Genomic DNA, 1,762 nt, shown 5'->3' on the forward strand with positions numbered 1-1,762 from the left:
GAGGGCGCGCGCTTGCGGGGCATGGCGCGGGGGGAGATTGCAGGTTTCGGGCAGGTAGGAAAACGAAAAGCGATCACGCAAAGCCGCGAAAAAGGCGGCGGGAAGGCTGGGTTGCGCTCTAGACCCGGATCAGGCTCATCCGCAGGGCCTTGATGACAGCGCCGATCCGGTCATGACAATGCAGTTTTTCGTAGATCCTGCGCACATAGGTCGCAACCGTTTCGGCGGAGATTCCAAGGATGCACGCGACATCGGTGTTGCTCTTGCCGCGCCCGATCCAGGTCAATACCTCTCTCTCGCGATCAGACAATGTCGGGACGCCCGAGGATGGGCTGCAGGTGAGAAAGCAGATCTTCTGGTGACCGCCGAGCAGGAGCATCTGGTGGGACTCTATGGCCGCGCGGCCGGGCAATGCGGTACCCTCGGGAAATCCCACCGCAACGAAGGCATTCTGGCAATTCGGGCCCCAGAGGGGAAAGCCATATCCCAACCCCATGCCGTATCGCCTGATGCGCAACAGGTATTGGCGTTCCGCATTGGTCAACTTGCGCTCCTTCAGCGCGTCTTCCCAGGTGGTGGGCCTTCCCAGACGCATGATCGCATCCGGCGTGGGATCGACCAGCTTTGCCCCACCTTCGAAGTAGAGGTCGGTCCATTCCTTGGGATATCCGACCGCGTACACTTCCGATCCGGTCGACGCGACACCTTCGAACATGACCTCGGGATGGTAGCTGAACTTGTCCCCGCCGAGCGCAAAGGATGCCGCGCACATGATGTCGAGCACGTCGCAGACGGTCGCGGCCTCGAATATGAAGCGCAAGTACTCCGGCCCCAAGCCGCCGTGATCCATGAGCACGGTCATAGCCCCTCCTTTATCCGTTCTTCACATGGCTGTCCCGGTCCTTTCTCGAGAGCGCAACATAACACAAATTGCGTCGTCCAACTAGGGGACAGACTCTCGTTTGTTTACTCGGCTAACGGTGGTTGCATGACCGATCAGATCAACCTCGTATTCGCGCGACTCGACGATATTGCGCAATCAATCCAATCGCTAGCCGAAAAGGGGCAGGCTGCGGCGGAGCCCCCTTTCCAGCGGGCATCTTCCGGCCTCGGGGCATTCGATCCGGGCGCCCCGGATCACGAAGGCAATGCTGTGGATGAACTGGCCACAGTAAAGACCCTGATGCGGACAAGAAGAATGCGGGCCAGCTACTTCGAAGAAGACCTGTTCTTCGATCCCACGTGGTCGATGCTGCTCGATCTGTACCATTCCAAGCTGAATGGCGAACGGCTGTCGGTGACGGCGGTGTGTTTCGGCAGCGGCGTCGCCTCGACCACGGCGCTGCGCTACATCGCCGTGCTGGAAGAGCGCGGTTATGTGGAGCGGGTTGCCGATCCGAAGGACAAGAGGCGGGTGTTCCTCGATCTCACGCCATCGGCGATCAAGCGTCTGCGCGGCTATTGCGGATCGATCAGGCCATACTGCCGCAACGCCCAGCCGCTCTAGGTTCGATCGGCCTCGGGCGAGGGAGGCGGATGACGAACCGTGCCCTGGCCCCGGCCCCCGAACCCGCCCAAGGGCGCGCATCCTTCCGGGGCATACCCTCGGATAGCGAGCTGAACATTGGCGGTCTCGTCCCTTCCAGAAGGGGCAGCCATCAAGGTAACCCGGTGGCCGAAGGGCCGGCACATGGGGGTGGAGCGTTTCGGCTTGGACGTTAACCCCCGCGTCCAGCCCCGCCCTGCCGGTGGCAAACCGCCA

2 protein-coding genes are annotated in these 1,762 nt (G+C 61.6%); one reads left to right on the forward strand and one right to left on the reverse strand.

Features of this window, described 5'->3' with window-relative positions:
• Positions 1-118: 118 nt before the first annotated feature.
• Complete coding sequence (locus tag AX692_RS14120; protein WP_073975742.1) at positions 119-862, reverse strand: helix-turn-helix transcriptional regulator; 744 nt, start codon at positions 860-862, stop codon at positions 119-121.
• A 126-nt stretch (positions 863-988) separates the two neighbouring features.
• Between AX692_RS14120 and AX692_RS14125 the strand changes: the two genes are divergently transcribed.
• Positions 989-1,507, forward strand: coding sequence for a MarR family winged helix-turn-helix transcriptional regulator (locus AX692_RS14125; protein ID WP_073975743.1), 519 nt, complete (start codon positions 989-991; stop codon positions 1,505-1,507).
• Positions 1,508-1,762 lie beyond the last annotated feature (255 nt).

This window comes from Erythrobacter donghaensis (assembly GCF_001557325.1).
GTDB lineage: Bacteria > Pseudomonadota > Alphaproteobacteria > Sphingomonadales > Sphingomonadaceae > Erythrobacter > Erythrobacter donghaensis_B.

Bases quoted from the DNA above. Each gene is read 5' to 3' on its own strand.
- AX692_RS14125 (WP_073975743.1), top strand. From the start codon at position 989: ATGACCGATCAGATCAACCTCGTATTCGCGCGACTCGACGATATTGCG.
- AX692_RS14120 (WP_073975742.1), bottom strand. From the start codon at position 862: ATGACCGTGCTCATGGATCACGGCGGCTTGGGGCCGGAGTACTTGCGC.